Source organism: Serratia sp. AS12 (genome assembly GCF_000214195.1).
GTDB classification, from domain to species: Bacteria; Pseudomonadota; Gammaproteobacteria; order Enterobacterales; family Enterobacteriaceae; genus Serratia; species Serratia plymuthica.
The window spans coordinates 4,572,109-4,597,313 of record NC_015566.1; the positions used below are offsets into that span (position 1 = coordinate 4,572,109).

Annotated in this window: 4 protein-coding genes; all 4 read right to left on the reverse strand. The window is 62.3% G+C overall.

The features are described 5' to 3' along the window. Genes SERAS12_RS21325 through SERAS12_RS21340 form a run of 4 tightly spaced genes read right to left on the reverse strand, consistent with a single transcriptional unit; the run spans window position 1 to window position 25,179 of the window. Window positions 1-1,539, reverse strand: a complete 1,539-nt coding sequence (locus SERAS12_RS21325) for a condensation domain-containing protein (protein WP_013814517.1) — start codon at window positions 1,537-1,539, stop codon at window positions 1-3. Then, window positions 1,536-6,131 (reverse strand): type I polyketide synthase, encoded by a 4,596-nt coding sequence (locus SERAS12_RS21330; RefSeq protein ID WP_013814518.1) that lies wholly within the window; start codon window positions 6,129-6,131, stop codon window positions 1,536-1,538. The genes SERAS12_RS21325 and SERAS12_RS21330 overlap by 4 nt, the downstream gene beginning before the upstream one ends. Continuing rightward, entirely contained in the window at window positions 6,128-12,670 is a 6,543-nt protein-coding gene (locus tag SERAS12_RS21335) for a non-ribosomal peptide synthetase (RefSeq protein WP_239441014.1), read from the reverse strand. Before SERAS12_RS21335 ends, SERAS12_RS21330 begins: the two co-directional genes overlap by 4 nt. Then, window positions 12,670-25,179 (reverse strand): non-ribosomal peptide synthetase, encoded by a 12,510-nt coding sequence (locus SERAS12_RS21340; RefSeq protein ID WP_013814520.1) that lies wholly within the window; start codon window positions 25,177-25,179, stop codon window positions 12,670-12,672. The genes SERAS12_RS21335 and SERAS12_RS21340 overlap by 1 nt, the downstream gene beginning before the upstream one ends. Window positions 25,180-25,205: the final 26 nt, after the last annotated feature.

Below are 25,205 nucleotides of genomic sequence, written 5' to 3' on the forward strand. Positions count from 1 at the left end.
TCAGGAGGCCGCAAACGCAACAGCACTAAGCTCCCGCTGCATCAGATTGATAAATTGTTCTATCCCGTCAGCGTTGAAACAGCAGCAGGTGATATGTAAAACGGGTTTTCCCTCCGCCGAACTGGTGAGATAAATATTGATCGAGTCGTTCTCCCAGTTATCCGCCTCCTCCTGCTCATCCAGCGAATCAGGTTGCCGCCAGACGCTCAGGCGTAACGGATCATCCCCGCCGCTCGGCGCTTTCTGCCGAAATGCATCCTGGAGAATATTGATGTTGATGATCGGGTCTGCGACACCGGCGCTTTGCGGAATGCGCCGGAACAATGCGCGCGGCGGCTGCGGCTCCATCAGCAGGAAATCGGCAAGAAAGCGCGGATAGAGGGCTGCACGCGGGCAGAGCGCGGTATAGATCCCGCTGACGGCACGGATCAACAGCGTTAAAAGACGCGGGCTGTTGCGCCAGCGTTGTTCGGCCATCACGCCAACCGGCAAACTCCACGGACAATCGATATGTTCGTAGGCGCGCAGCACCCTTTCACGCACCTGGGCCAGCAGCGTGGGGAAGGTTGGCGCATCGTTCATATCCAGGGGGACAGGCATGACACGAAGCAACGGCGCCATCAGCGACTCGCTCCCCGGTCGGTCACGCCCTTCCAGCACGGAATTCAACGCGAAACGCGATGCGCCGGTCATCTCGCGTACCACCCTGCCGATAAGCGCCAACAGCACCATCTGCAGGCTCACCTTATGCTGACGCGCCACGCTCTCCAGCCGTTCATAGCTGTCGGCCGGAAAAGAGACATAGCGGTCGCTGGCGTGCGTCTGCTGCTGATTGATATAGCACTGGGGAAAAGTGGCCCACGGATAGCCCTGCAAATGCCGGCGCCAGAAGCGTTGATCTTCGCTGCCATGACGACGATAGCGCGCCCGTTCACTGGCGATTAACGCGGTAAAGGGCATCTCTGCCTGTCCGGCTAACGGCTCCTTGTCTCCGCGCGCCAGCAGACGATAACGCTGCCAGAGCTGCTGGCAGAACAGATGCACCGCCGCGCCATCAGCCACGATATGCGGAAAGCAGAGCACCAGAACGTGCTGCTGGGGCTGCAGGCGAAAAAGCTGAGCGCGCAGCAGCGGCGGCCGCTGGAGATCGAATGGTTCGGCGAGCAAACGACACGCCACGTCCTTGACGTGCTGCTGCGCCTGCACCGGGGGATCGCCAGTCAAATCGGCAAAGGGCAAATCGAAGCCGCCGACCGGCCGGATACGCTGAGTGGGCGCCCAGCGCGAAATGGCGCTGCGCAATATCGGATGGTGGGCAATCAGGCCACTCAATACCTGCTCCAACAACGCGGGCTGCAGTTCTCCCTCAATCTGAATGCAGCTCTGGTTATTCGCCGTATCCCCGAGGGTGGCGGCAACAAACCAGAAGCAGTGCTGGGCATACCCCAGCGGATAGACGACGCCCTCCTGCGGTGCGGCGCTTGTCCATTCGTCGCCATAAGGGTTGCGTGCATGCTGAACGTCATGATGAACACTCATTTAGCCTCCTCCACCGCGGGCTGACGCTCCTGCAAACGCATAAGAACCTGCTCCGACAGCGCAGCCACTGTCGGGTGGTCATAGATAAAACCGACCGGCAGGGAAACATTCAACCGTTGGCGAATCAGGGCGATGATCTGCACGGCCATCAGCGAATGACCGTTCAGCTCAAAGAAATCATCCTCGATGCCAAGCGGTCCGATACCCATTTTTTCCTGCCAGGCTGCGGTGATTTGACGTTCGGTTTCATTGCGCGGCTCCAGATACTCGCTGCTGAGCGGCGGGCGCGGAAACAAGGCCGGCTGAAGCCTCTCTCCGTCCCGATCCGGCTGGGCGATATCCGTCTGCACATTCGCGTCGCTGTCGACCAGCGGCAGACCGCGTGTCGAGATCAGATAATGGCCGCCATTGCGCGCCAGCAGTTGCGTCAGCAACGTCCATCCCTCCTTGGGCGTAATGGCGTCACGCAACGTCTTCTCGCCGCTGTCGCCGTGCCACTGCCGCAGGCTGTCAACCGCCATGCCGACATCGCGCCAGGCATCCCAGCCGATGGCCAGATAACGGGTACGCGCATCGCGCCGCTGGTGAGCGTTGAGCGCCCAGGCATCCTGCCAGGCATTAGCCGCACAGTAAGCCACCTGGCCGACCGGCCCGACGAAGGCGGCCAGCGAAGAACAGACGACAAAAAAATCGGGCGCATGCTGGCGCAGACAGGCTTCCAGCACACGCGTCCCCTGCACCTTCGCCTGAAATACCCGCTGCGAATCGTCCGCCGAGCGGTTCTGGATCAGACCGCCGTCCGCCACGCCTGCGCAGTGGAATATGCCGTTAAGCGTTCCATAGCGCTGGGTAAAAGCGGCGATACCGCGACTGACGCTGCGCTTATCGGCCAGGTCGGCACTGATCACCGTGACTTGGGCACCGGCCTGCTGCAGTTGCCGCAAGAAAGCGATGCGCCGCGATTTGGCGTTGCTGGCATCATGCCGCGCCAGCCAGCTCTCCCACTCCGCTTCGGGCGGCAGCTCCCCACGGACAATAAACAGCAGCCGGGCACGATGCCGGCGCGCCAAATTCTCGGCAATGGTGGAACCGATGCCGCCGAATGCCCCGGTGATGAGGTAATTGCCGCCATCGCAGAAGCTAAACGGCGGTTCAGCCTGCTGCCCGCGATCCAGCTCCGTCAGCGGTGCATAGCGCTGCGCGCCACGGAGCGCCACCATCAGAGCCTCATCGGTGTGCTGCATCTCCGCCAGCAGCGTCGACAAAGCGCGGGTAGTCGCCAGCCCCCGGTAGCGCGATGGCGGGATGAAATCGATGCTTTTGCAACGAATCTGACTGAACTCTTTCGGAATGATGCGGCTCGGGCCGATGATGAGCGCCTTACCCGGATCGATCTGCTCATCGCCTGCCAGCGCATGCAGATGATTGGACAGCACAAACAGATCCAACGGGGCGTCGTCATTTTCCGGGTGAAAATGGCGGGCGATATGCAGCAGCGACTCATAATGAAGGGTGGCGTTTTTTGCCGACAGCGCACGACTGCGCGTGATGCTCCAACCGTGGATCAGCGCGTCCGGTGCCTGCTGCTGGCTGCGGAGATACTCTGCCAGCAGATGAAAATCCTGTGGACGCTGCGGATTGACGGTGACGTTGCCGGATCTCAGGATACGGAAGCGTATTCCTTTACTGACGCGCCTGACCCGCGCGCCCTGATTTTCCAGCATGCGCGCGAGCCGTTTACCGCTACCCAGCCGATCCATAAACAGAACCACCGTCCGTCCGCGCCAGGAACCCGGCGTTGACGACAGCGGCGGCAGTTGCTTCCAGCGTGACTGATAACACCATTCCGCCATCGGCAGACGCTCGCCAACCGCCGGAAGTTGCTCACTCTGGCTGTTGACCAATGACGCCAGCGTATAGCGCTGACGCTGAAACGCATAGCCGGGCAGCGGCACGCGTCGCCGCTGCTGATGTTGATAAAGGCGCGGCCAGTCGACCGCCACGCCCTGACACCACAGCTCGCCCAGTGCCGCCAACAGCGTCTGCAGGCCGGCGCGCGGCTGCTTGACGCCGACGCCGCCGTTAAATACCCGGCGCCGGGCAGCGACACCCTCCAGTTGCATGCGCGCCAGGCCAGTGAGCGTACTGCCCGGCCCCACTTCCAGCAGCAGGTTTTGCGGTTCGTCCAGCAGGCGTTTTACCCCCTGACTGAAGGCCACCGGCTGACGCAACTGACTGACCCAATAGTCCGGAGAGGTCGCCTGCTCAGGGCGTATCCAGTCGCCGGTGACGCAGGAAATAAACGGCAGCGTAGGCGGCGAAAGTGTAATGTCGTCAAAAGCGCGTTCAAAATCCGCCAGGCAGCCCTCCATCATGGCGCTGTGAAAGGCGTGCGAGGTGTGCAGGGGTTTCGCCTCGACGCCGTCGGCATCCAGCAGAGCCTGTAGCGTTTCAATAGCCTCGCTTTCTCCTGAAGCCACGCAAAACTCCGGCGCGTTTTCGCTGGCCAGCGACACGCCATCCGGCAGCCGGCGCGCCAGTTCTACGGCGCTCAGGCCAACCGCCAGCATTTTACCCGGCGGCATCTCGTTCATCAGCGCCGCGCGGCGGACGACGATGCGCAGTCCGTCCTCCAGCGAAAATACGCCCGCAAGACAGGCGGCAACATATTCGCCAATGCTGTGCCCGATGCAGGCCGCGGGCGCCAGGCCCCAGGACATCAGCAGCCGGCTCAGCGCGTATTCCACCACGAACAGCGCAGGCTGGGTAAAACGCGTTTGATAAAGCGCCGAGAGCGAAGCATCGTCGGCGGCTTCAAACAGCAGCGGACGAATATCGCGTCCCAGCAGCGGTTTCAACAAGCCGGCGCATTCATCCACCACATCCCGGAAAAACGGCTCCTGCTGATAGTGATCATGCATCATGCCCGCATACTGCGATCCCTGGCCGCTGAACATAAAAATCGTCCGCGCATCCGCCATCGCCTTGCCCCCTTCGGGCAGAGCCAATCGGTGGGCCAGTTCCGCCCGCGCCTGCTGCCGATCGCGACAGACCAGCGCGCAACGATGGTTCATCTCCTCGCGTCCAACCTGCAACGTCCAGGCGACATCGGCCAGGGCTTCGCCCTCCGATTCGTTCTCCTCTGCGGATGACAACCATGCCTGCATACGCGCCATCCCGTCGCGCAGCGCCGCCGCCGAGCGCGCCGAGAAACAGAGCAACTGCTGCGGGCGTCCCGGCCCGGAGGGAGCGACAAAACGCGATTCCTCAAGCACCATATGCACGTTGGTGCCGCCGATGCCGAAGGCGCTGGCTCCGGCGCGGCGCGGCCGGTCGCTGGACCAGGGTTCCCCCTGTTGCGGGATATAAAACGCCGATCCCCGCAGATCAATCTCGGTATTCAGCCGGGAAAAATTCACCGCAGGCGGCAGATAGCGATGCATCAGCATATGCGCCACTTTGATCACGCCGGTAACGCCCGCGGCAGAATCGAGATGGCCAACGTTCGCTTTGACCGAAGCAACCGCACAGCGATGATCCGGCCCCCGCTGTTTACCGTAGGCATTCAGCAGCGCCTTTAACTCAATGGGATCGCCAAGCCGCGTGGCCGTGCCGTGCGCCTCAATGTAGCCGATGCTTTCCGGGGCCACGTCTGCCGCGACCAGCGCGCGCCGCAGCACCTCGGTTTGACCGTTGATCGACGGCGCGGTAAAGCCCGGTTTGCTGGAGCCGTCGTTGTTGACTGCCGAGCCTTTAATGATGGCGTATATTCTGTCGCCGCCATCAAGAGCATCCTGCAACCGCTTCAGCACCACCGCGCCGACTCCATCGCCCGCCACCGTGCCGCTGGCATCGGCGTCGAAGCTGCGGCAGCGTCCGTCGTGCGATAAAATTCCGCTGTTTTCATAGCGGTAGCCGCTTTTTAACGGGAAGCCGACATGCACGCCGCCACCCAGCGCCATATCGCACTCGCCCGCCAGCAGCGACTGGCAGGCGGCGTGCAGCGCCAACAGCGAACTGGAACAGGCGGCTCCGATAGTCATCGCCGGGCCACGCAGGTTGAGCTTGTAAGCAACGCGAGTGGATAACAAATCGTTATTATTGCCCGACAACAGACCGTCCAGCGCCACATGCCGCTGGATATCGGGATGACGCAGCAGATAACTCATGGCGTAGCTGCTGTTGGACGCGCTGGCGAAAACGCCAATCTGTCCGGGAAATTTCCCCGGCGCATAACCGGCATGTTCCAGCGCCAGCCACGCCGTTTCCAGAAACAGCCGTTGCTGCGGATCCATCGCCTGCGCTTCGCGCGGCGAGTAGCCGAAGAAAGCGGCGTCGAACGCCTCGGCATCCTCCAGCACCGCCGCCCGGCGCACAAAGTCCGGCTGTTCGCGTTCAGCGTGCGGCGTACCGGCCGCATCCAGTTCCTCATCGCTCAGTTCGCGTATCGCTTCAACCCCTGCGGCAATGTTTCGCCAGAAAGCCTCAATATCTGCCGCGCCGGGAAACGACCCCGCCATACCCACAATCGCGATCTCAAAACCGTGCAGGGATTGAGGAAGTGCGTCCTTTAACATCTCTGCATTGCTCATTGTTTACCGCTCCTTCTTTGCTGCAAGCCGGCAAGACGGCTGCGGCCGGCATTCACCTGTAACTGAATGGCATCCAGGCTGGCGTCGGGCTGCCGCTGGCCGCCGTTGATGTAATCCGCCAGTTGCTGAATGGTCGGGTAGTTAAGCAGATCAACGATGCTCACCCCGCTATAGCCCAGCGCGGCAAGCCGCAGGTGCGCGCGCGCCAGCAGCAACGAATCGCCGCCCAGGTCAAAAAAGTTCTCCTGCTGATTTGGCGCGGCCACGCCCAGCACCGTGCTCCAGACCTGTTGTATCGCTTTTGCCGTAGGATCGGTGAGTTCCACCGGAGCCGTGTCGGTCGGCACGGGTTGGCGATCTTCAGCGCGCAGGCGGGAGGTATCCAGCTTGCCGTTGGCCGTCAGCGGCAACGCATCCAGCACCTGGAAGCGGGCCGGAACCATATAGCGCGGAAGATGCTGGAGTAGCCAGGTGCGCAGCGCAGCGGCATCGAAAGAACGTTCCGGCTGCATCACCAGCCAGGCGACAATGCGTTTGCCTCTGGGCTCCTCCACCACCTGCACCGCAGCCCGCTCAATGTCAGGGTGGCGACCTATCGTCGCTTCGATCTCGCCCGTCTCGATACGAAAACCGCGGATCTTGCACTGATCGTCAATCCGCCCCAAAAATTCGATCGCCCCGTCGGCCAGGAAGCGGGCGCGATCGCCCGTGCGATAAAGGCGCTCGGATCGTTCCGGATCGAAAGGATTCGCGATAAAACGCTGCTGATAGAGTTCGGGCTGATTGAGGTACTCCAGCGCCAGACCCGGCCCGCCGATATAGAGCTCGCCAGGCGTGCCGAGAGGCGTCGGCTGCATGAAGGCGTCCAGAATCCAGGCAATGTTTCCCTCATTGGGCCTGCCGATTGGCACGATGCCACTTTCGGTAGCGCGAAAACGCCAACTGGTGGTGAAGGTGGTGTTTTCGGTCGGGCCGTAGCCATTGATCAGGGTCAGCGCCGGATAGAGCCCGCTGATGCGGGTGGCATGACGCAGCGACATCGCCTCGCCACCGCTTATCACCTGCCGTACTTCACGCAATGCCTGCGGGCATTCATCGACAATCAGGTTAAACAGCGACGTGGTGAGAAACAGGCTCTCTACCCGCTGTCCGACCAGCAAGGTCTCCAGTTGCGGTATCGCCACCGGGCCCTGCGGATAGATGACGATGGTGCCCCCGTTCAGCAGCGGTCCCCAGATTTCCAGCGTAGACGCGTCAAAGCTCACGGCGGCCAGCATCAGAAAGCGGCGGCAATGGGTGAAATCGAGATAGCCGACCTCTTTCACCAGGCGAATCACCCCCTGCTGAGCGATAAGCACCCCTTTGGCCTTACCGGTCGAGCCGGAGGTGTACATCACGTACAGAGGAAGGGAACTCTCTCCTCGCGCGACAGCAAAAGGCATCACCGGGGTATCGCCCTGGCTCAGTTCCTTCTCCGTCAACTGCGGCACGCCGGTCTCTGCTGCCAGCGCCCTCTCCGGCTGATGCGTGATCAGCAGGCAACAGCGCGCATCCGTTATCTGCTCCACCAGACGCGCATGCGGATCTTCCGGATTAAGCGGGAGATAAACCGCCTCCAGTTTGCTGAGCGCCAGCACTGAAACAATCAGGCCGACGCTGCGGCCCAGATAGAGCGCTACGCGGCTGCCGCGCGTCACGCCGCGCTGCGCCAGCAAGGACGCCAGCCGGTCTGACTGCCGGTCCAGTTCGCGATAGCTCAGGCGCTGGGCTTCCCATTCTACCGCGTCGGCATCGGGCTGCTGCGCCACCTGACGGGCGAACAGCGTCGCCAGGGTTTCCGTGCCGGCGTAGCCTGCCGGTCCGCGCGTAAATGCAGCCAGCTGACGCTGCTGCTCTGCGGGAACAAAATCGACGGCAAGGTGCAATGCCTGCGGCTCTGCCGCCATCGCGCCGAGGACGCGTTGGTAGCAGGCCGCCATTTGCTCCACCTGCTCCCGGCTCAGCAGCCTGGCGTTATAATCCAGCTGGACGCTCACCTGATTGCTGGCCAGCGCTGAAGAGAGCGTTTTGTGCTGGAAATGAACATTCAGGGTAAAGTGCGTCCCCTCATGGACATCCTGCACGTTCAGCTTATCCACCACGCCCAATCCCAGGGCCGGCGTCATCTGATCGTAAATATGGAAATCCATATAGTTGAACAGCACCTCATCCAGCAACGGCTGAGGGCCAAAGTGGCGCTGAATTTCGGCAAGGGGATAGCAGCGATGAGGGATCGCCGCGCATTCGTTGGCGAAGGTTTGACGAATCACTTCCGCCCAGCTTTGCGCTCCCAGCACCTGGCGGAACGGCAAAATATTGAGATAGAGGCCGTAGAGCCAATCACCGCCTTCCGCCTCCGGACGACCATTGGTCGGAATGCCGGTCAGGATATCCGGTTCGCCGCTGAACACGCTCATCACTTTGACATGGGCTGCCAACAGCACGCTTTTTAGCGGCACGCCCAGTTGCTGCATCAGTTGGCGCATCCCCTGATAAACCGTATCGTCGAGCGTAAACGAGAGCGATTTCAGACGCGGCGCAGCTCCCAGCGTCGCCTCCTGCGCCTGATGAGGCAGCCTGAGAAGGGTGCAATCCGCCAGAGTTTGCTGCCAGTAACGGCGCTGCGCATCGTCCCGGATGGCGGCCTGTTCCTGAACGATAAAGTCGCGGTACTCCTGCTGCGGCTTGAACGGCGGCTGCCACTGGCTGCCACCGGTCAGAACGGCATAGCGGTTAAACACCTCAACGATCATGGTGTGATAGCTCCAGCCATCGAATACCGGGTGGCATTCGGTCATGGTGAACTGGAAGCTTTGCGGGGAACGCAGTTGAATGAAGAAACGCAGCAACGTCGGTCTTTGCAAATCGAACGGTGTATGGCGTTCTTCATCCAACAGGGCTCTGATACGCTCCTCCTGCCGTTGCTTGTCGAGATGGCGCAGATCCTCCACTAGGATCGGCAGCTCCGCCTGCGGCCAGACTAACTGCAACGGCTGGCTGTAGCGTGCGAAATCAAACCCGGTTCGCAACACATCGTGAGCAACCACCGTTTCCGCCACCGCCCGGCGAAAAGCCGCTTCGTCGAAGGCGGCGTTGATACGCAAGTGCGAGGTGCCGGTACAGTGGTAAACGTTGGCGTCAGGCGTCAGGTTCATATGGTAAAACATGCCCGCCTGCATACGGCTCAGCGGATAGGCGTCAATCACCTCCGGCGGCAACAGCTCGCGATCTTCCTGCGTGATCTGGCTGAATGGCGCAGCGGTTATCGGACCGCCGACGCCCTGCCCGCTGCCGGCGTCCAGCAACGCCGCCAGTTCGGCCACGGTCTGATGCTGGAACAGATTGACCAGCGTCAGCGCCAACCCCCGTTCGCGCCCGCGTCCGACAACCTGTACTCCGCGCAACGAATCGCCGCCCAGCGAAAAGAAGTTGTCGTAAACACCGATGTCATCCACCTTCAGCACGTCGCGCCAGAGCGCCAGCAGCGCCGCCTCGGTCTCGGTGCGCGCCGCCTGATAGTCGCTCGCCAACTGCGGACGAAGCGCCTGCGGATCCGGCAACGCGCGCCGGTCCAGCTTGCCGTTCGCCGTTAGCGGCAGCGCCTCCATAAACACAAAGGCGGAGGGCAGCATGTAATCCGGCAGCGTGCGCCGCAGCCCATTGCGCAGCGTTTCCACCTTGAGACCGTTTTCACGCGTGGCGACCCAGGCAATCAGACGCATCTGACGATCGGCGCTGTCCGCACGGGCAATCACCACCGCTTGATCCACGCCATCCAGCCGCTGCAGCGCCGCTTCAATCTCTCCCGGCTCAATGCGAAAACCCCGTATTTTGACCTGATGATCGGCGCGCCCCAGATACTCCAGTGAGCCGTCGCGACGTCGACGCGCCAAGTCGCCGCTGCGATAGAGGCGCGCACCATCGTCATCGCCGCCGCCCAGCAGCTCGGCTTTATTCAAAAACCGCTCGCGAGTCAGTTCGGGACGGTTCAGATAGCCGCGCGCGACCCCGGCGCCACCGACATACATTTCGCCCACCACGCCGGGCGGCACCGGCCGCTGCTGCGCGTCCAGCAGATAGATTTCAAGGTCGTCCAGCGGCTCGCCAATGGGGCTTTTGCCTCCCTGTCGCGCGTCCGCCAACGTGATGCGCCGCCAGGTGACGTGCACCGTGGTTTCGGTAATGCCGTACATATTGATAATCTGCGGCGCATCTTCGCCATATTTTGCCAGCCAGCCGAGCAGCGTCGCCGGTTCCAGCGCTTCACCGCCCATAATCACGTAGCGCAGCGACAGAGGCGCCGCGTCCGGGGACGTCGCATCGGCGGCGATAAACTGCGCAAAGGCGGAAGGGGTCTGGTTAAGCACGGTCACTCGCTCATCGCTTACCCACTGCCGGAACTGTTCCGGGGAGCGGCTGACCCAGTACGGCACCACGCTGAGCTGACCGCCATACAGCAATGCCCCCCAGATTTCCCAGACGGAGAAATCAAAGGCGCTGGAGTGGAACAGCGTCCATATGTCATGTTCGCTGAAGGCAAAATGGCGCTCGCCGGCAGCAAACAAGCGCATAACGTTGGCATGAGGGATTTCCACGCCTTTCGGCGTGCCGGTCGAGCCGGAGGTGTAGATGACATAGGCGAGCGCATCGGGCGTAACCGGCCGATCGGGATTGGTCTCCGGCATCGTCTGGATCAAGCCGCTTTCGCAATCGGTGCACAGATAGTCGACCTCGCAGCCCTCAAACAGCGACTGATGCGCCGAGACACCGATCACCTGACGAACCCCGGCGTCCTCGACGTAGAAACGGACGCGCTCCGCACCGTGGCCACTGTCAATGGGGAGATAGGCCATCCCCGCCTTCAGCACCGCCAGAATGGCGATCGGCAAAGCTTCGTCGCGATCCATACAGATCCCGACCAGACCGCCGCCTTGCGCCGGACGCTCCTGCATGCCCAGCAACAGATAGTGCGCCAGCTGATTCGCCCGCGCGTTCAACTGCTGATAGGTCAGCCTGCGTCCCTCACCCGTCCCGATAGCTACGGCATCCGGATAGCGCTGCGCCTGATATTCGAAACGCTGATGCAACGCCTGGCTGACCGGGTATGTATGGGGGCGTTCGCTGTGCAGGTCGCGCGCGGTGATGCAGGGGTAGCATTCCAGCCGCTGGGTGTCATCCTGGGCCACTTCACCGAGCAGGAACAGGAAATCCGCTTCCAACTGCGCGATGGTGGCGTCATCAAACAGATCGCTACTGTACTCGAAGGCACCCTGTAGCTGCCGGCCTCGGCTCTCCATCGACAACGTCAGATCAAATTTTGCCTGTTCACCGGCCAGAGAATGCGGCTTAACCTGTAGGCCATCGAACGTCCAGCCCTGCTGCCCACTCTCGTCAAAGGAGAACATCACCTGGAACAGCGGCGAGTAGCTGAGATCGCGCGTTGGATTAAGGGTTTCAACCAGCCGATCGAAGCTCACCTGCTGATGCTCCAGCGCGTCGACCACCGTGCGGAAAACGCTTTGCTGCAAGGCGGTGAAGCTCTCTTCCGGATCGATCTGGATACGGTAAACCAGCGTATTGACGAAGAAGCCCACCACGCCTTCCAGCTCAAGCCGCCCACGCCCGGACACCGGCGAGCCGATGGCCAGGTCGCGCTGTCCGCTATAACGATGCAGAATCAACGAGAAGGCGCTAAGCAACAGCGAATAAAGCGTGCTGTTGCGTGCGCGGGCGCGTTCACCCAGCGTTTGCGCCAGCGCCGGCGGCAGCGAGAAGAAGCGGGTTTTTCCGCGCAGACTGAGCCGATTTGGCCGTGGGCGATCGCAGGGCAAATCTATCGGTTCGAGGTTACGCAGTTTTTCGCGCCACCAGTCCAGGGAGCGGGCGACGTCATCCCCCTCCTGCTGCTGATGCTGCCATTCGGAATAATCGATGTACTGAATGTCAAGCGGGGGCAGATCCGCCGCCAGCCCCTGACGCCGGGCGTTATAGCAGGAAGCCAGCTCGCGGCTGATAATGCCGGCTGACCAGCCATCGGAAATAATATGATGCAACACGATAAGCAGCATATGGTGACATGCGCCGCGGCGGAACAGCACGAAACGCGACAGCGGCGCCTGCTGTAAATTGAAGGGGCGTTCGCTCGCCGCATTCAGCTGCGCCTGCAACGCCGCTTCATCCGCCGCGACCCAATCCACCTTCTCCAGTGGCAGCGTCATGGTGTCATGACAGCGCTGAAAGAGCGCCTCATCCTGCCAGACAAAATCGGTGCGGAAAGATTCATGGCGCGCCACCAGGTCATTCACGCTCTGCTGCAGCGCCGTTTCGTCCAGCTCCCCTTCCAGCTCCAGTAACGTGCTGATGTGATAAATTGCTGAATCATGTCCCAGTTGTTCATGCAGCCACAGACGCTTTTGCGCCAGCGATGCTCTGAACTGGAAATGGTTTTCCTGCATGTCGCCTCCGGTAAATTGCGGTTTATCGTATTCTTGGTTGTGCATCACAATGGCGTCTCCTGTCGGCGCGACACGCGGGTGATGGCGCGCTCTTCCGATAACGGCGTCGTCCGTTGTGCCAGTACCGCCGCTAACTGCCGGACGGTCTGATGGTTAAGCAGATCGATCAGGGAGACCCTGACATTAAGTTGATTTTCGAGTCGCGCGGCGACCCGCAGGGCGTGCAGCGAATGCCCACCCAGCGCGAAAAAGTTCTGGTCACAGCTGACCGGCCCGCAGCGTAAGATTTCTCCCCAGGTAGCCTGAATGGCGCTCTCCAGCGGCGTAGCGGGTGCCAGCAGCTCGGTCTGTTGCGGGCGAACGGGCAGAGGCAGAGCGCCATAGTCCACTTTCCCGTTCGACGTCAGCGGTAGCGCGGGCAGCACCACGATCGCGCCCGGGATCATGTACCCGGGCAGCGTCAGCGCCAGAAACGCACGCAGCGCCTCGCTTTCCATCCCCGCCTGCTGCGGCACCACCCAGGCTGCCAGTTGCGCATCTTCCTGCGAGCGTCCGGGCAGCAGGGCGACGGCACTCTGCAGCACCTGCGGATGACGCATCAGCTGCGCCTCAATCTCACCCGGCTCGATACGGTAGCCACGCACTTTGAGCTGGCGATCGCAGCGGCCGAAATACATCAGTTCGCCGTTCGGCATCAGGCCGACCCGATCGCCTGTGCGGTAGGCGCGTACGGCTTCCCCGGCCAAATCCAGCGTAATGAATTTTTCCTCGGTCAAATCAGGCCGGTTCCAGTACCCCTGCGCCAACCCGGCACCGGCGATATAAAGCTCCCCCTCCGCCCCCGGCGGCGTCGGCGACCGATCCTCGTTCAGCACCAGCAGGCGGGTATTGGCGATGGGCAGACCAATCGCCATTGCGCCCTGACGATCGCGCTCCGCATCCGCCAAATGGACGCAGCAACCCACCACGGTTTCCGTCGGACCATATTCGTTGTAAATGCGAGTGTGGGGCGCCTCCCGCAGCCAGCGCTGCACGGTTTCGCAATTGAGGGCTTCGCCCCCGACGACGAGCGCGCTGACGCGCCCTTTCGCCGCGTGATCCAGTTGCTCCTGCAACAGCGCGAGATGGACAGGGGTGATTTTCAGCAGTTGTTCCGCAGAAGAGGTGCTCAGGTGGCGCGCCATGGCCTGCAAATCGCCCTCACCGGGGATGGCAACGAGGGTGCCGCCCGTCAGCAGCGGCAGCCAGAGGCTGGTCAGGGTCGCATCAAAGCTCACCGACGAATGGAACAGGCTCTGCATACCGGCACGTAGCTGATAGCGTCGGCTCGCATCGAGGAGATAATTAATCAGGCTGCGATGCTCAATCATGACGCCTTTCGGCCTGCCGGTTGAGCCGGAGGTATACAGGATATAAGCCAGTGAGTTCCCCTGGCTGACCTCCGGCGGCAAAGGCAGATCGGGCGAGGCTTCGTCAACCAGCAGCAGAGGCTGATCGGACGGCAGCGCACCCGCCAGGGTCTGCTGGGTGAGGGTCAGAGGGCACTGGCTGTCGGACAGCAAATACCGGATGCGTTCGGCAGGGCTGGCGGCGTCGATCGGCACATAGCAAAGGCCGATGCGGCTGGCGGCAAGCATCGCCGCGACATACTCCACACCGCGAGGCAAAAACAGCGCGACGCGATCCCCGGCGCGCAGCCCGCGTTGATGCAGACGGGCGCTGATCTGCTCGGCACGCTGCCGCAAGCTGTCATAGGTCAGGCTTAGGTCGCCTTCTATCACGGCGATATGGTCGCCCATGGCTGCGGCGCGCTGGGCAAACAGCGCGTAAACACCGCCCGCAGGCAGCGGCAGAACCGGCCCTTGCAGCCCTTTGAGCAGAGCCGCGTTCCCGGAGGCGTCCAGCAGGGAGACCTCCGACAGCCGCCGGTCATCCGCGTCTATCCATTGCTGCAATATATGCAGCAGGTGCTGCGTCAACTGACCGGCGGTATGCGGAGAGTAAAGCCCGTCGTCATACACCAGCGCCCCGCTCAGGGCCGTGCCAAACGACGCCACCAGCGTCAACGGATAGTTGGTGCTCTCCTGGGCCGCCGTGAAACTGAATAGCCCGTTATTCTCCTGCTGCGGGTAGTTCTCAAAGACCACCAGGGTATCAAACAGCGTCGGCCAACCGGCCAGCCCGCAACTGTGCTTCAGCTCCGCCAGCGAAATGTCGCTAAAGCGCTCATTTTCCAGTTGCTGACGCTGGAGCGCATGCAACCAGTCGACCACGTGAACGTCCGGCTGGACGCTCGCCCGCATCGGCACCGTGCCGATAAGCAAACCGACCATGCGCTCAATGCCGCTGAGATCGGCATGGCGGCCAGAAAGGGTGACGCCGAACAGGCTCTCCGTCGAACCGCTGTAGCGTTGCAGCAGCAGCGCCCAGGCGCCCTGCACCAGCGTACTGATGGTCAGGCGATGACGGCGACCAAAGCTGGCCAGTTGCGCGGACAGCGCGACATCCAGTTGAAAATCCTGCCGCTGGCGTTGCTGAGACGGCGTACGCCCCGGATAAGCGGCCGGCAACGGCGTCGCGGCACTGAGGCCGGCCAGCCGTTGCTGCCAGTGCGCCAGGCTGCCGGCGCGGGAACGGCGCAGCCACTGGATATAGTGCCTGAATGCCGGTGCCGACGGCGGTGGCGGCGTCTGATGATAGGCCGCAGCCACCTGCGCCAGCAGCAGGGTCACCGACCAGCCGTCCAGAATGGCGTGGTGATGGCTGAACAGCATCTGCACGCTATCCTGCGCGAGCAGCACGGTGATGCGGAACAGCGGCCCCTGATGCAGATCGAACCCCTGCTCCCGATCCGCACGCCACAGCGCCGCGATGTCCTCTTCCTGCGGCGAGCGATAATCAACCACGCGCCAGGCGTCAGGCATCTGCTGATGCACCAGTTGCAGCGGCCCGACTTCGGCGTTCAGATCGAAGGTGGTACGCAGCGCCGGGCAGGCGGCGATCACCTGCGTCCACGCCTGTTGCAGGCGAGCAAGATCGACCCCGCGCGCAAGATCAAAACAGATCTGCTCGTGATAGAGCCTTGCATCGCTGTCGGCCAGCGAATGGTAAAGCATCCCCTCCTGAGTCGGCGTAAGAGGATAAATATCCACAATCTGCGAATGACGCTGCTGCAGTTGCAACAGCGATGCCCGGCTCAGGCCTGCGAGAGGAAAATCGGACGGCGTCCAGGTCGTGTGCGCTTGCGCCTGGCAGTGGGCGATCAGCGCATCGAGATGCTTTTTCATCGCGTCCGTCTGCGCGGCGATGGTCTCCGCCCGCCAACTGTTCGGGTTGTAGCTCCAGACGATAACCAGTTCGCCCTCATCGATGTAGCTATCCACCTCCAGCGCCCAGCCACGACGATTTTCAGGCGCATAACGGTGCGCCATCAGCAGATCGGCTACGCCGCTCAGCGGAGGCTGATGGAAATCGCCGTCGAACTGCCCAAGATAATTGAAGCAGACCTCCGCTGCCTGTGCAGCGGCGTCATACAGCATGCCGTAACCCACACCGCCGTGAGGAACCCGACGCTGCGCCTCTTTGACGTCCTGGATCAGATCTCCCCACGACCCCGTTGGCGGCAATTGCAGCAGGATCGGGTAAATAGCGGTAAACCAGCCCACAGTACGGCTGACATCCGGCGCATCCGGCGCGTCATCGCGCCCGTGCCCTTCGAAATCGATACGCAGTTGGCGGCTGCCGGTCCATTCGCTTAGCGTCTGCGCCAGCGCCGCCAGCAGCAGATCGCCGACATGGGTGTGATAAGCCCGCCCGGTTTGACGCACCAACGCCTGGGTGGCCGCGCGATCCAGCGTAATCTGAACCTTGCGCATTTCTCCCGTACGGCCAGGCAGCGCACGCGTGCTGCTGTCTACCGGAATAGCGGCGCCGGCATGCCGCTGCGTTTCCCAATAGCGGTGCTCATCGGCAGCCGAAACGGGATCGACGACCTGCTGCAACCATGTGCCCCATTCCGCCAGCGAAGCCGTCGCCGGCTCGCAGGGCGGTGCTTCGCCTCGTGCCTGCGCCTGATACGCGCGGCTGAGATCGCTGATAATAATGCGCCAGGAGACGCCATCCACCACCAGGTGGTGAACGCTTAACAGCAGGTAATCGGCGGATGCCGCACGGATAACATCGGCGCTGAACACCGGCCCTTGGGCAATGTCCAGCTGTGACTGACGCGATCCGGCCCAGGCGATAACCGCCGCTTCGCCGTCGTGAGGCGCGCCAAGGCGCGTTTCACGCAGCAGCGGCGCGTCCGTCAGGGCGGCGATAGTGGCCGGCGCATCGGCTGCGCTGAAGCGGCCGCGCAACCCTTCATGCTGCTGCAAAACCCCGCGCAGCGCCCGTTCCAGCTGCGGCAAATTGACCTGCGCGTCCAACCGCCAGAGGTAAGATTGGTTGTAGTGATGCGTGTTTTCCGAGCCCAACGCGAAGAACCAGCGCTGGGCAGGCAGCAACTTATAAGCCTGCATGGCCGGGCGTGCTTGCGTCGGCGCGGATGCCAGTGGCTCCACCACGCTGGCGAGGCTGGCGATCGTCGGATAATCAAACAGCATACGCGCCTGAACGCGCAGCCCCGCCTCGCGAGCGAGGAAGACGATTTGCAGACTAAGAATGGAGTCGCCGCCCAAGGCAAAGAAGTCGTCATCCATCCCTGGCGTTTCGCCTCCCAGCACCTTTTGCCAGATAGCCGCCAGTTGCCGCTCCGTCTCACTCTCCGCCGCCCGGAAGCAGAGCGCGACCGTCACCGGCAGCGGTTGTACGGCCAGCCAGGCGCGATCGACTTTACCGTTGCTGGTCAGGGGAATGGACGGCAGCAATAGCCACTGGGTCGGGCGCATGATTTCCGGCAGACGGCGCGCTATCTGCTGACGCACGCTATCCAGCGTTGCCGCCCCCGTGGCCAGGGCCACATAGGCCACCAGGTGAGGGCGCCCGTTGACCTGACGAATACCTGTCGCAGCCTGACTGACGCCCTCGCACGCGACCAGTTGCGCTTCAACCTCTTCGAGCTCAATGCGGTGCCCACGCAGCTTCACCTGATTATCCCGGCGGCCGAGATAGAGCAGATTGCCATCCGGCAACCAGCGGGCCAGATCGCCGGTGCGATAGAGCCGCTCGCCGGGTTCGGCGGCAAAAGGATCGTCAATAAAACGACTGGCGGTCAGTTCCGGGCGGTTAAAATAGCCCAGCGCCACACCCGCCCCGCCGATATAGATCTCCCCTACGCCCCCCGGCGGCGTCAGTTGCCGGTGTTCATCCAGCAGGAAAATACGCATATTGGCAATCGGCCGCCCAATCGGAACCGCGCCCGAGACGGCGCATTCGCCCGCAGCCAGCGCATAGACGCAGCATCCGACGGTGGTTTCCGTCGGCCCATATTCATTCACGATCGAGACCTGAGGCGCATGTTCACGCCAGAAACGCACTGCGGCGCCCGCCAGGTTTTCGCCGCCGATGACCAGCGTTGCCGCATGGCCAGCCGCCGCAGGGGGAATCTGCTGGCTGAGCAGTTCAAGATGAGAAGGCGTTATCTTCGCCATCGTCATGCCGGAAAGTTGCTTCCAGGCCGACACCAGCGCGGGGACATCCTCTTCATCGGGCAGAATAAACAGCGTTTTACCGCTCAACAGCGGCAGGAACAGGCTGGTCAGAGTGGCATCGAACGAGATGGAGGCGTGCAGCGTGTTGCCGCGTCCCTGCGCGCAATCGTAGTTATCGCAGGCATGCTGCAGATAATTGGCGAGCGCGCGATGGGGAATGACCACGCCTTTCGGCGCGCCGGTGGTGCCGGAGGTGTAGAGCACATAAGCGGGATCGTCCGCAACGGCGCCCTGTGCCGGGTCAGCCATGCTGACGTCGCCGTCTGTCATCATCTCCGGCGTCAACAACATCGTCTGCTGCTCGGTCAGCGCCAGCCGCAGAGCCTGTTCGCGCGTGGTGATGACACGCGCCACACGCGCATCCTCCAGCATGTAACGGATGCGCTCCGCCGGATAAGCGATATCCACCGGCACCCAGGCCGCCCCGCTTTTGACCGTCGCGAGGATCGCGCAGACCAGCGCAGTGGAACGCGGCAGCAGCACCGCCACGCGCGCGCCAGGCCCGATATCCAGCCCCGTCAGCAAATGCGCCAACTGATTGGCCTGCTGATTGAGCTGCTGATAACTCATCTGCCGTTCTCCCCAGGCCAACGCCGTGGCCTGCGGAGTCGCCCGCGCCTGCTGTTCGAAACGTTGTTGCAACAGCGGCGCGGCCGCACGGCGTGGACCTGCGCTGAGGGTATCGAGCAAATGGCGGTGCTCCGCCTCTGACAGCATATCCAGCCGACAGGCAGGCAACTGCGGCCGACGGCTCAAACTCGCCAGCAGGCGACCATAGGACGCGGCAAGAGCGTCGATAGCCTCGGCGCTATAGAGCGACGGGCGATACTCAATATTCAGCGTCAACTGCGTCGCCGTCTCCTGCACAAACAGCGTCAGATCAAATTTGGCGTCCGGCGCGTTGAGTGCCTGGTTACTGAGCCGCGCTTCGGCCCCCTCTCTGCGCTCATCCTGTGAGGTGTTATAAACGAACATAATGCGGAACAGCGGGGACGTAGCTCGCCCCTCCGCCGGCAATACCGCATTAACCACCTGCTCGAAGGGCGTCTCTTTATGAGCCAGCGCTTCACGCAGCGCCGCCTCGCTGGCGGCAAGAAAAGTGGCGAAGGGCTGGCTGGTGTCCAGGGTCTGACGAAACGCCAGCGTATTGAGCAGCAACCCCGGCAAACTTTGCAACGTGTCGCTGTCGCGCAGCGACACCGGCAGGCCGATAGTTAAATCGTTTTCACCGCTGTAACGTTGCAGCAGCAGTTGGAACGTCGACAACAGCAGGGTAAACAGCGTGGTGTCCTGCTGTCGCGCCAGTTGGCGCAGCGCTTCGGTCAGCGGCAGCGGCAACGTCAACGTCTGATAAGCCGCCCGCCAGTCCGTTTCATCGGGTTGCGGACGCTGCGGCAGGGCGATAACCGGCGGTGGCGTAAGGAACACTTCGCGCCACCAATCAAGCCCCTCCTGATGCGGGGTGCTGCGCTCCCACGCGGCATACTGCAAATAGCTGATGGCAGGCGCGGTGCAAGCCGCCTGCGGATCGTCAATCAACAGTGTCAGGCTCTGGTCTATCAGCGACAGCGTATGTTCATCGACCAGCAGGTGATGTACACAGAAAATCAGCGCGTTGCGCCCCTGCGGGGAGTAAATAAAGCACAGACGATAGAGCGGCGCCGCGAGCAGCGTAAAGGGCTCGCTCATCAGCGCGGCAGCGCGCTGTTGTACACGGGCGTGCCACGCGTCATCGTCGACGCCTTCAGCCGTAAACTCAACGGGAGCGTCAGACCAATACTGATGGGGTACGGCACCGTCGGCGCGCAGTCGGGTATTCAGCAAGGGGAAGTGACGGAACAGCGCTTCCAGCGCCGCGCTCAACCGTTCGGTGGTCACCTCCGACGAGGTAAAGGTTTTAATTTCTCCCGTAATGTAGCTGTTGCCGTCGGGATGAAGCTGCTCAAGGAACCAAATACGCTGCTGAGCGAAACTCAGCGGCGCCTCTTTCAGCGCCGGCTGCCTGCACAACGCGCTGTCCGTCTGGGTTTCTCCTGCGCTGAGCGCCAACTGGCGCGGAGTGCGACGGGTAAAGATGTCGCTGACGCGCAAATGCAGTTGGTGCTCAGCGGCCAGCAGCGCCACTGCCCGCGCCGCCAGTAGCGAATGTCCGCCCAGCGTGAAGAAGGAGTCGTCGCGACCTATGCCCTCGATCCCCAGCACCCGGCTCCAGACAGCGGCGATCGCCTGCTCCACCCGGCCCTTCGGCGCCTCGCCTGGCGCGTTCGCCACGGCATCGGGTTGCGGCGTCGGAAAACGCTTACGATCGATTTTATTGTTCGGCAGGCGAGGAAACGCGGTCATCAATACATAGCAGGCGGGGCACATGAACTCCGGCAGCGTGGCGGCCAGCCAGGCATGCAACTGCGCCCGATCCGGCTGCTGCCCCGCATGCGGCAACACATAAGCGACGACGGCGCTGGCGGCCAGGTAATCCTCGCGCACCAGGGTGACCGCATCCGCCACGGCAGGGTGGCGACGCAACGCGGTCTCAATCTCGCCCAACTCAACGCGATAACCACGGATTTTCACCTGATTATCGATGCGTCCCAGGTAATCAATATTGCCGTCGTTGCGATAGCAGGCGAGGTCGCCGGTGCGATAGAGCCGCGCCTCTGGCGTCGCGCTGAAGGGATCGGCGATAAAACGGTCGGCGGTCAGGGCGGGCTGGTTCAAATAGCCCTGTGAAACGCCGACGCCGCCAATACATAGCTCCCCGACGACGCCAACGGGAAGCGGCTCACGGAACTCATCCAGGATCCATACCTGGGTGTTATGCACCGGGCGGCCAATATGCACACGGTTGTCGGCCTGCGTCAGCTCGGCATTGGTGGCGCTGACGGTCGTTTCCGTGGGGCCATAAGAGTTAATGAAACGGCGGTTTTTCCCCCATTTTTGCAGCAGATCGAGTCCGCAGGCTTCGCCCGCCACGATCAGCACGCGCAGATCCGGCAACGGAGCCTCCGGTAATGCCGCCAGCGCCGAGGCCGGCAGCGTGACATGACTGACCCGACGCTGCTCCAGTTGCTCCAGCAGATCCGGTCCGGGCAGCAGCGAGAGGCGCGGCGCCATCAGCAACGTACAGCCGGAGCACAGGGTCATGACGATTTCCCAGACCGACGTATCGAAGCTGAACGAAGCAAACTGCAGCACCCGACCAGGGGGCTGCATATCAAGCAGCGCCACTTCGGTTTCCGCCAGATTACACACGCCGCGATGACGAATGGGCACGCCCTTCGGCTGGCCCGTGGAGCCTGAGGTATAGATGATATAGGCAGTGTTGTCGGCGCCGGCACGCGGCGCGGGAGCCCGGGTCGGCAAGTCGTTCAGCTGCGGCTCCAGCGCTTCGACAGTGAACAGCGTTATGTGCTGCGTGGCACGGGTGAAGCGGCCGACAAACTGCTCCTGCGTCAGCATCAACTGCAGCCCGGAATCGGCAATCACATAATCGCTGCGCTCCTGCGGGTAGTCCGGATCGATAGGGACATAGACGCCACCTGCCTTAAGGATGGCCAGGAAGCCAATCACCAGCGACAGCGAACGCTCGATACACAACCCAACCGCGACGTCCACCCCAACCCCCTGCGCGATGAGCCAGTGGGCGAGCTGGTTGGCACGCGCGTCCAGTTCGCGATAACTCAGCACCTCATCGAGAAACTCAAGCGCAGGCGCGTCCGGCGTGCGCGACACCTGGCGCTCGAACATCTGATGAATGCCAATATCGCTGCTGAAAGGTTGCGCCGTCTGGTTCCACTGCCAGATTTGCCGACGCTCTGCTTCGGAAAGCAGCGGCAGACGCCCCACCGCCTCTTCGCTGTCCGCGATGCAGTGCTCGACAAAAGTCGTAAAGTTGGCCGCCATACGGGCAATCGTGTCCGGCAGAAAGCGATCGTCGGCATATTCAAACTGGCCTGCGATGCCCGTCTCGTCGGGCCACATCTCCAGCGTCAGTTCATAGGTGGCGCTGCCGCGATCCACCGCCTGCAGCGCCGAGACGCTGCTCTGGCCCAGGCGGGTTGCGGCATCCGGTTTCTGCTGCCAGACGAACAGAGTCTGAAACAGCGGGGAAATGCCCGGATGACGCGTCTCCTCCAGCGCCGTCAGCACCTGACCAAACGGCAAATCCTGATGGGCAATGGCCGCGATAAAGCCAGCGGCAACCTGTCGCATCAACCGGCTAAACGGCTGATGCAAATCCACGGTCTGACGCAGCGCCACCACATTGAACAACAGGCCGAATGCCTGCTCGTTATCCAACGCATGGCGGGAGCTGACAGGTGTACCTATCGTCAGATCCTGCTGGCGGGTATAGCGCGCCATAAAAGCGGTGTAGGCCGTCAATAACGCCACGTAAGGCGTAACGCCGTGACGCACGGCCAGCGCCGCCAGCGCATCTGCGGTCGCCTGGGCCAAGTGGAAAGGAATACGGCCGCCGCAGTAGCTCCGCACCGCCGGGACGGGAAAATCATAAGGCAGCTGCAGCAACGGCAGCGGCCCCGCCAATTGCTGTCGCCACCAGGCACGCAGCGCTTCCCCTCGCGGCCCTGTGCTACGTTGCTGCTGGCGGCGTGCATGGACTGTCTGGCAGGAAGTCGCTGCAACCGGCGTCAGCGTTTTGCCCGCCAGCAGACGGCCATAATCCGCCAGCATCTGTCGCCACAGCATCGCCACGGACTCCGCATCCGCGATAATGTGATGACACACCAGAGCGATAAGCGTCCGGTGCGGCTGTACCTGCGCACAAGCGATGCGCAGCAGCGGTGCCTGAGCAAGATTGAACGGTCGCGTGGTTAACTGCGCCAGCCAGCCCTCCGCCGCTCCCCGCGCGTCACTGCCATGCGCGCTAAAATCCTGCCGGTCGATATCCACGACAACCTGTTCGGCGATCTGCGCCGTCACGCCGTCTTGATACGGGGTAAAGCGGGTCCGCAGCGCGTCATGGCGACGCAGCGCCTGATTCAGCGCCTGCTGCAACAGCTCAATGTTCAGCGGCCCCTGCCATTCGGCACGGTAGGCCAACTGCCATACGGGCGATTCGGGAGCCTGTTGCTGAATTAACCACATGCCCTGCTGCTCATCGCTGAGCGTGACGCTGCTCTGCGTCTGCACGCTATCTTGTTCGGCCTGGCGCAGCGCTAGTGCGCAGACCGCCAGCGTCGGCTGCGTCAGCAGATCGGCGAGCTCAAGTTCCCGGTCCAGTTCGGCGCGCACGCAGGCGATCATGCGCATCGCCAGCAGGGAATTCCCGCCGAGGGCGAAAAAGTCGTCATCGCGCCCGACCGCATTCACCGGCAGCAGACGCTGCCAGATCGCCGCCAGCTTCTGCTCCTCACCGGCGTGGGGCTGCTGCGCCGCGGCCAACGGGGCGCTTCGGCGCGGCGCAGGCTGAGGCAGCGCTTTGCGGTCAAGCTTGCCGTTAGGCAGGCGGGGAAAGAGCTCTAGGAGGCTAAAATCGGTCGGCAACAGCGCGGCGGGCAACGAAGCGGCCAGATAATCGCGCAGCGCGGTTGACGCCTGATTCAGTTCGTTTTTCAGGGTAATGAACGCCACCAGCTGCTGCGGCTGCGCAAAGGCGACGACAGCAGCCTGCTGTACCGCCGGATGGCGCTCAAGCAGCGTTTCAATTTCCGCCGTTTCCACGCGCTGACCATTGATCTTCAACTGAAAATCGTTGCGCCCCAGCAGCTCCAGATCGCCCGTGGCCGTCAGACGCCCCACATCGCCCGTACGGTACATTTTCGTCCCGCGCGCGTCGGTGAAAAAGGTGTCGGAGGCATCGGGCTGCCGATAACCTGCGCTCATCCACGGCGTAATAATGATGACCTCACCGCTTTCGCCATCGGCGACGGGATTGCCGCTTTCATCAATCACGCTGATGCTCGCACCGGGAATGGGCCGCCCTACGGGCACGCCCGCGCGCGCGGCATCGGCCGGCGTTACGCGATAAAACAGCTTAGCCAGCGTGGTTTCCGTCGGGCCGTAAAGGTTGATGAGCTGGGCGTTTGCCGGGCCGTTCTGATAAAAGCGCGCCACCAGCGAACCTTTCAGCATCTCGCCCGCCAGCAGCACATAGCGCACATCGTGCAGCCGCTGCGCCGCATCGGGATACTCCAGCAAAACCTGCAGCAACGAGGGGATCTGATGAGTGACGGTAATCCGCTGCGCCTGCATCCATGCCAGCAGCGCGGCGGGCGTGTGGATCAGTTCGCGGGACGGCGGAATACACAGGGTGGCGCCATTGAGCAAAGGCAGCAACATGTCGCGCAAAAAAGGATCGAACATCTGCGACGTCAGCATACTGACGCGATCGTCCGGCGTGATAGCCAGTTCCCGGCTCTCCCACTCGATAAAATGCAGCAGGCTGTCACTGCGCCCCAGCACCGCTTTGGGTATGCCGGTGGAGCCGGAAGTGAAATAGACGTAGGCCAACGGCTGCGTTCGCGTCGGCTCTAAGGGAAGGGGCTCCCCGGCGGACAGCGCGGGCACGCCCAACTCATCCACCTCGACAACGCTCAGCCGGTCGGTAAGATGGCGAACCGAAGCCAGCCCGTGCGACGTCGCGATCAACCGCGCATCGGGAAACTGTGCCAACAGGGTTTCCAGTCGCTGCCGAGGCAACGTCGGCGATAAAGGAACAAATGCCTGCCCCGCATGCATAATCGCGAGCGCCGCCGTCACCAGCGCGGCCCCCTCCTCCAACAGCACCAGCGTAAAGGGGCTACCCGGCTGCCGACGCAGCGCGGCGCTCAATGCGGTGACCCGTTGCAATAGCTGTTGATAGGTTACCCGCGTTTCGCCCTGACTAATGGCGACCCGCTGCGGATCACGATTTACAGACTGCTCAAATACTGCGGAAACAGACATTTGCCATCCTTCCTTTGCTTTTCTTG